The sequence below is a fragment of the uncultured Allobaculum sp. genome (assembly GCF_948576815.1).
GTDB classification, from domain to species: domain Bacteria; phylum Bacillota_I; class Bacilli_A; order Erysipelotrichales; family Erysipelotrichaceae; genus Allobaculum; species Allobaculum fili.
In genome coordinates this window covers 1-7,344 of sequence record NZ_CAPAEZ010000099.1, presented here as the reverse complement: position 1 = coordinate 7,344, position 7,344 = coordinate 1, and the positions used below count along the sequence as shown (strand labels likewise).

Genomic DNA, 7,344 nt, shown 5'->3' with positions numbered 1-7,344 from the left:
TAGCGTATCTAATATTCAGTCTCGCGTATACCCGTCGATTGTTTGACACTTACCGCAAAAATGAATTTAGCCAGAGAAGGCTGTGCACGGCTTTCCAGAACCGCTGTGACTTCCTGTGATTACGCAAAAGGGACTGTCGTCCTGCTGATACGAATCATCAGCGGGATCGACAGTCCCTTCGTTTTTTTCTTTTAAAGCCTTATTGAAATCGAGCAGTTTTGGAGAGAGGGGATTGGCATGAGCGAACGAAGCGGAAGGAAGGAACGGAAAAGAGGCGTATTTTAGATAACTCTCTTTTCCTCTTCCATTTATCCTTTATTCCTTCGAATACCCTTTATTCCTTCAAACGATCCCTACGATCGTTCCCGACTCTCCTTTCCTTTTGCTTATTCCGGCTGCTTGCTTATTCCGGCTGCCTATTCACCTTTCAAAGCGCCAAGCGCGGACGCTTTCGGTGTTTTGCGCAGAGCGAGAATCGCATCGTTTACCGCTTTGGCTTTCGCATTGACTGCTTCCTGCGTGGTCGGCGTCGTGATGAGAGCCTGTGCTTCGTCAAGCAGAGCGTTGAACGCGGTCTTTTCGGCTTCGGTCATGTGGAAATCAGCCAGATTCAGCTGGGCGCCTTTATCTTTGGCGGTCTTCAGCTGGGTGGTATCCACGGTAGCTGCGGCAGCTGGTACCAGTGCGTCTTTTGCGGCTTTCAGTTCCGCTTTGGCATCCATCAGGTTTTTCGCTGTCGCATAAATGCTGTTCATGGAAGCGGCTTTTTCTTTGGCATCCGCAAAGGCTTCCCAGCTTGCCGGGGTGTAATCCGTTTCGACGAGCTTATTGGCATCGGTCAGATCCGCATTGAGAGCGGTGCGCGCTTCATCGGCTGGTCCTGCAAAGTCGAGCCAGAGCAGTACGTTTTCTTCTTCAAGCGTACTTGTACCATCGGCAGCAGCCTGGATTTCTGCTGGCGTCAGGGCTTTGTTCACGATCTTGATGTTGGAGAATTTCAGATCGTTCTTACGATCCGGTTTATCGGACATATGGCCAATTTCAACAGCTTTGTCTGAACTGGACAGAGTGCCGGGTGCGTCAACCTGAGCGATCTGTCTGCCGTCGATCACGGTCGTGATGGTGTGATCTTCGCTGTTATAGACAGCACTTACTTCATGCCAGGCATTGAAGAAGTCCGTTGGAAGCTGGTCTTCACTTCCCGCAGTCTTCCAGCCGGAATCCGTTTTCACGTAAGCCTGGAAGAAGGTGGTGTCATTGTTCAGATACGTATAGAAACGCATCGCGAACGCGTCATCGCCAATCGATACGATGGAGTTGTATTTTCCATCATCCGATACGCCTGCGGATTTATCGTATACATCATCTGGAACATACAGACGGGCGCTGACGGTGTAGCTGCCGCCGCTGGTCAAGGCGTTTGTCACTTTGCGTTCTGGATCGTTCAGGTCCATAGAGCCTGTGAGAACCTGTTCGCCATCCTGTGTTTCCAGTTCGCCTGTGGACGGGAGTGTTGTGACAAATTTGTGTTTGCCCAGTTCGATGATCGTCTTGGCATCGGCTGCCAGAACGGTAATGGTCTTGCTGGCAGTAAGGGATGCATTTCCATTTACATTCGCTGCTTTAACGGTGATGACGGTGCCGTTGGCTACCGATGCATCTACGCTTACGGATGCGGATGCGCCGTTGGCTGCCGGTGTAACGGTTACGCCTGCAACGGCTGCATTCTGTGCATCGACAGCACTCCAGGTCGCACTCTTAATGGCGGCGCCTTCTGGTGTCGCATTCAGAGTGAACGTAACTGGCGTGCCGGCCGTTATGGTTTCAGCAGTTGCGCTCATCGAAACGCTGGAGGCTTCCACTTCTTTTACGGTCAGGGTGTAGGTTTCATTGGCTTCGGTATCGAACTGAATGGCGTGATCTTTGCCTTCAACCGCTGTAACCTCCACATTGTTTCCTTCAGAGTCGACTACGGCTACGGTTTCCGGTCTGATCGCCGGGTTGTTGAGCTTGCAGACATTTCCGCTCTTGGAAAGAACTTCAACATCGGTAAGTTCACCGTCTTCCCAGTCGAGATCGAGTTCGAAATTGCCGCGGGCGACAATTCCGTCTACCGAGCCGTCTGCCCATTCGTCAGGAATGGCAGGGAGCAGTTCGATCGTGCTCGCATTGGACTGCATTAACATTTCAACGATACCAGAGGTATAGCCGAAGTTTCCGTCAATCTGGAACGGCGCGTGAGCATCCCAGAAGTTCACATACATGCCGTTTTTGAACAGACTCTTGATCAGAGTCATTGCATGGTTGCCGTCTTTAACACGAGCCCATGCGTTCAGGCGCTGACCCATGCCCCAGCCGGTCGCGTTATCGCCGCGGTCACGCAGAGATACTTTTGCGGCCTCGAGATAGGTCGGATTATCGCTGTTGATCAGATCGCCTGGGAACAATCCAAGCAGATGGGACATATGCCGGTGTCCGCGTTCTCCCAGAGAACCGAGCGTCGTTTCGTTATACCATTCTTTAATCTGTCCGCTGGCTCCGACTTCGATCGGATCCAGTTTTTCCATAATATCCTGCCACTTGGCAATGCGCTCTGCGCTTACTGTGTTGGGATATTTGGCGTTAATCGCTTCAGCGGCTTCGCAGCAGTCGTTAAACAGCTGCCAGTACAGTGTATTTTCGTAAACGTTGCCTGCTGTGTACGGTCCGTGTTCAGCAGAATAGGATGGCGCAGTGGCCAGGCGGGTCTTGCCGTTATCATAAGTGATTTCGGTAAGAATCTGTTCGTACAGTTTCGCCTGTTCATCCATCATTGGGAAAATCTTTTTCTTCAGATAGTCAACGTCCTGTCCGTATTCATAGTATTCATATACGTTCTGAAGCATCCAGGGTACAGCTGCCGGCGACCAGCCCCAGCTGAAGGCCCAGCCTGGGCAAGTCCAGCCAAACGGCGTGTTCTGTGTATGGGCGGTGTAGCCGTTCTGCTTGCCGTCCGAGTTATCGATACCAAAATAAGTCGATGCGGTAACGCGTCCTGGTTCACGCAGACCGTCTTCATAATCGATCATCGGAATCGCGCACTCCGCCATGTTTGCAGAATAGGTCGGCCAGTAGTTCATCTGCATGTTAACGTTCATATGGTAGTCAGCGCCCCATGGAACATTGCCCACTGCTCCGTCATAAATGCTCCATACACCCTGCAGGTTTGCCGGCAGGTCCTGATCGTCTCGTCCTTCGGCGTTTTCACGGGAAGAAGAAATCTGCAAATAGCGGCCGTACTGGAACAGCAGCTGTTCGCAGTACCGTTTTTCGCTTTCGGTCAGAGTGGAGTTGCTGGCGTTATACGCTGCGAGCAGGTCGTCGTTGGCAAGATCCGGTTTGGTCTGACCAAGATTCAGTTTTACGCGATCGTAAATGTTCTTATAGTCGGCTTCGTGATCCGCTTTGACTTTGTCATAGCCTTTGGCCGTTGCTCCATCGACATCGCGCTGGGCACGGGCCAGAACCTGCTCATCCGTTTCACGGGTTCGATAGGTTGGATAATTATCTTCGTAGTCGGTTGCCGCACTGACATAAATCACTGCTTCCGTTGCGCCGCGAATTTCCAGCCGCTCATGATCTTCGTTATAGGTTACCGTTCCGGCGTTCACGATCACGCGGGAAGAAGCGGCCAGTTTCATCTGGTTATCGCGCATTTCACCCGTGGTAATCAGGTTGCCTGTCTTGCCGTCTGCCGAGATTGTTCCCGTAACGGTTTCTGTTTTTCCGTAATTGTTATCCTCGGTAGCCGAGAAAGGCAGAGAATAGTCGAAATCGAGTTTTTTCGCGCCTGAGGCAGTCATCTTGATTGCGATCACGTTGTCCGGATGAGAAGCAAGGTATTCACGCGTGTAATGTGTTTCGTCACGATCGTATTCCACACCGGCGATCGAATCATCGATATTCAGCCAGCGCCGATAGTTCGTCGCTTCCGTATGGGTTTCCGGTTCTGTGGAAGGTTTCTGCGGTCCAGTGTCTTCGCCTGTTGCCACACTTGTGACAACCAGACGGTCCAAAGACAGTTTTCCGGACACGCCGGTAATCGTTACGGTATGCTCGCCATTCGTCAGATTCTGGTCAGAGAAGAGTTCAACAATTTCAATATTTCCAGAGTCTTTTTTCGTGTTCACCGTATTCGCTTCGCCGTCATCAATTTTCCACGTAAAAGAACCCATATTGTCTGCACTGTGTTTACCGCCGTACAGGGCAATACCAGTTCCAGTAAAGGTGTATTCAATGGATGCGCCAGAACTGTTTTCGATGAACATCTCATCTTTGTTCAGCCAGCCAACACCGTTTCCCGTATCATTTGTACGATCCCAGGTACCCCAGCCGCCAGTATATTGAATACCGGTTTCGGAAGCGTTGCCTGGATTGAGATCGAGTTCCTGTGTCTGCGTTGAAGAGGCGCTCGAAGATTTCACTTCAAAATAGTCGTAGGAAATCTTCTTTGCGGTGCCGGAAAGAGGTTCTTTATTGACGATCTTAATCGTGTGTTCGCCTTCTTCAAGATCCGCAATCGAGAAGAGAGTCTGCCCGTCTCCGCCGCCAATGGCTTTCAGGTCGACATTTTCAGCAACTGTTTTACCGTCAATGGAAACATCCATGTAGCCCATGGTGTTGTTAGAGCAGCCGATCATTCGAATGGCAACACCGGTAAACTTCATTTCCAGCGTGGCCCCTACCGTTTCCGTATATTTTTCCGTGCCCTCATACCAGGATTCGCCTTTGGCCCAGTCATTCCATCCTGTATAGGTAATGGATGTGTCGCGGTCGTCAGTTTTCTCTGTACCGGTCGCCCAGTACTGTCTCCAGTACTCTTCCCATTCTTCGCTGAGGTAATCGCGGTCCATATTAATATAAATATCGCCAAGGCGCTGATAGGAACCATATCCATTGGAAGAACCAACCAGCTTGTTAGCCCAGGCGTCGCGATCACTTGCATTGGTTTTAAACTTTTCTACCGCTTCCTTATAAATCTCTGACATCGAGGTTCCGTCTACGGAAGCGATATTGCCGCCGTTGTAGTCTGGACGTTTGCTGGAAGGTCCGCCGTTCCATACAGTTTTCTGGTTGAGCACAATGCGCTCGCAATCGTATTCGCCATAGACGCTGCCGCCCATCAGGGAGTTGCCGATTGGCAGAATCCGCTGCTGCCAGCGGTTCGCACCCTCATAGCTTCCTGCCCATGCACCTGCTCCCCCAGGAAGATTGCCCTGGCTTGCCGGTTCATCAAAAAAGATCTCATTTTTCGGAAGGCTTGCTGCTTCAGAGTTTCCCTGTGAAGGTTCTTCCGGAGTCTGAGGATCTGCCGCAAGGGCAGGAGTAATCAAGCCCGCAGACATAGCAGCCGCAAGAAGGGATGCTGAGCAGCGTTTAAAAAACTTTTTACTCATAGAATTTCCTTTCCGTTTGTCATTTTTCTCATAAAAAACGTATGGCTACCTCCGTCTTCCGAAATTTCGCCCGAATGAGAAGACAGATTTGCCTTGATAACAGTATAGGGGATGTAAGCGTTTGAATTAAGCCTGTTTTTGAAACTCTCCGCCTTCCAAATCATTTTTTTCTGAGCTATGGTTTGTTTTCTTTACCTTCCGTCTGCTCTCCGTCAGAAAAAGAAACAGTGTCAATGAAATTTTGCCCGCACAATAAAAGCTCCCCATCGCCAATTCTTACAGAACTGATGGATAGTTTTAACACGTCTTATACAGTGATTTTTATTTACGGGATAGCGTTAATCCCGGTTTGAATGATCCGATGGTTTACGCAGCTTCAGGCATGCGGTTCCATGCAGGCCTGATAAATGGCCTTGATGTCTTCTTTGCCCAGATCGAAAAATCCATGGATAATCCCCTTCTTGCAGGCTTTCTCTGCCATGGCATCAAAGCGGTCTTCACTGACGCCAAACCCCTTCAGATTGTCGGTCAGCTTCAGCTGATCAAACAGGAAGTTTTCTGTTTTCGCGATCGCCTGATCCACAATTTCGTCATCGCTCAGCGCTGGATCAATGCCCCATACCCGAACGCCAAACTCCACCAGACGCGGCATGGTCTTTTCATTTCGAACGTACTGCAGATAGCGCGGGGTGACGATGGCCAGACCATGACCGTGGGTAATGCCGTAGTTGGCTGTCAGCTGATGTTCAATGGGATGCATCGACCAGACTTTCGGATTGGCACCGCGGTTGAAGCCGTTAATGGCCCACGAAGACGCCCACATCAGATTGGCTCTGGCTTCGTAGTTTTCGGGATCTTCCATAGCGATCGGTGCGTAGCGGATCACCGTCTGCATTAGTCCTTCCATGAACCGGTCCAGCATGAAGAGATTCGGACGCGGTGCGAAATAGTCTTCCATAATATGGTTCAGAATATCTGCACTGCCCGCTGCCGTCTGATAGGCCGGAACAGAGAAGGTAACGGCTGGATCCATGAAGGAAACCTTCGGGATCAGAGCCGGAGACGCCGCACCCATTTTATCCACCGTTTCAGGGTTGGAAATCACGGCGCAGTCATCCATTTCCGTTCCGGTGGCTGCCAGAGTGAGCACATCAATTACCGGAAGTGCTTTTTCAATTGGAGTTTTCTTCGAGAAAAATTCCCAGGGATCAAAATCCACACAGGCGGCAGCCGCGATAATTTTGGCGCAGTCAATGACTGATCCGCCGCCGACCGCAACGACGCAGTCGATGTGGTTTTCCTTGCATAATTCAGCCCCTTTGTACACGGACTCAATTTTCGGGTTTGGCTCAATCCCGCTGAGTTCGGTTACGTGAAGACCCGCTTCGTTCAGGGAAGCCATGGCTTTGTCATACAGACCGTTCTTCTTGATCGAACCGCCTCCATAACAGAAAAGTACGTTCTTGCCGTACTTTGCAGCCTCCTCGCCAAGATGCTGGAGCTGATCGGGACCAAAATATACTTTGGTCGGCAGATTATAAATAAAATTATCCATTTCGTATTTTCCTTTTTGGGGATGGAGAGAATCCATAGATTCCTCCGTTTTTCATATCCCCTGAAATTCAGAATAGCAGTTCCCTTTCCGGGACACAACGAACCGCTTTGCCTCAAACGCGCATCCATCCCCGCTTCCGGGCCTTCTGGATTTCTTCCACAAAGAAGACGTTCTTGCCTTTTGATCCGCTTCCCGTCAATTCTCGCTGCTCCTTTTTCAAACCGTCGATTTCAATTTGAAACGCATACGGCCCCGAAAACAGAAAAATCCCCGAACGATATCGGATTTCTCCTTTACCTTTCGGGGATTTCATTTTGTTTGGCAGCTTCCTATCTTTGCCTTGCGGCTATTGTC

At 50.3% G+C, this 7,344-nt stretch carries 2 protein-coding genes; both read right to left on the bottom strand.

Annotation, left to right across the window (positions count from 1 at the left end; all coding sequences use genetic code 11):
• Nucleotides 1-416 precede the first annotated feature (416 nt).
• Nucleotides 417-5,435, bottom strand: a complete 5,019-nt coding sequence (locus Q2J39_RS10145; protein WP_288340562.1) for a glycosyl hydrolase family 95 catalytic domain-containing protein — start codon at nucleotides 5,433-5,435, stop codon at nucleotides 417-419.
• A 376-nt stretch (nucleotides 5,436-5,811) separates the two neighbouring features.
• Nucleotides 5,812-6,990, bottom strand: a complete 1,179-nt coding sequence (locus tag Q2J39_RS10140) for an iron-containing alcohol dehydrogenase (protein ID WP_230268231.1) — start codon at nucleotides 6,988-6,990, stop codon at nucleotides 5,812-5,814.
• Nucleotides 6,991-7,344 lie beyond the last annotated feature (354 nt).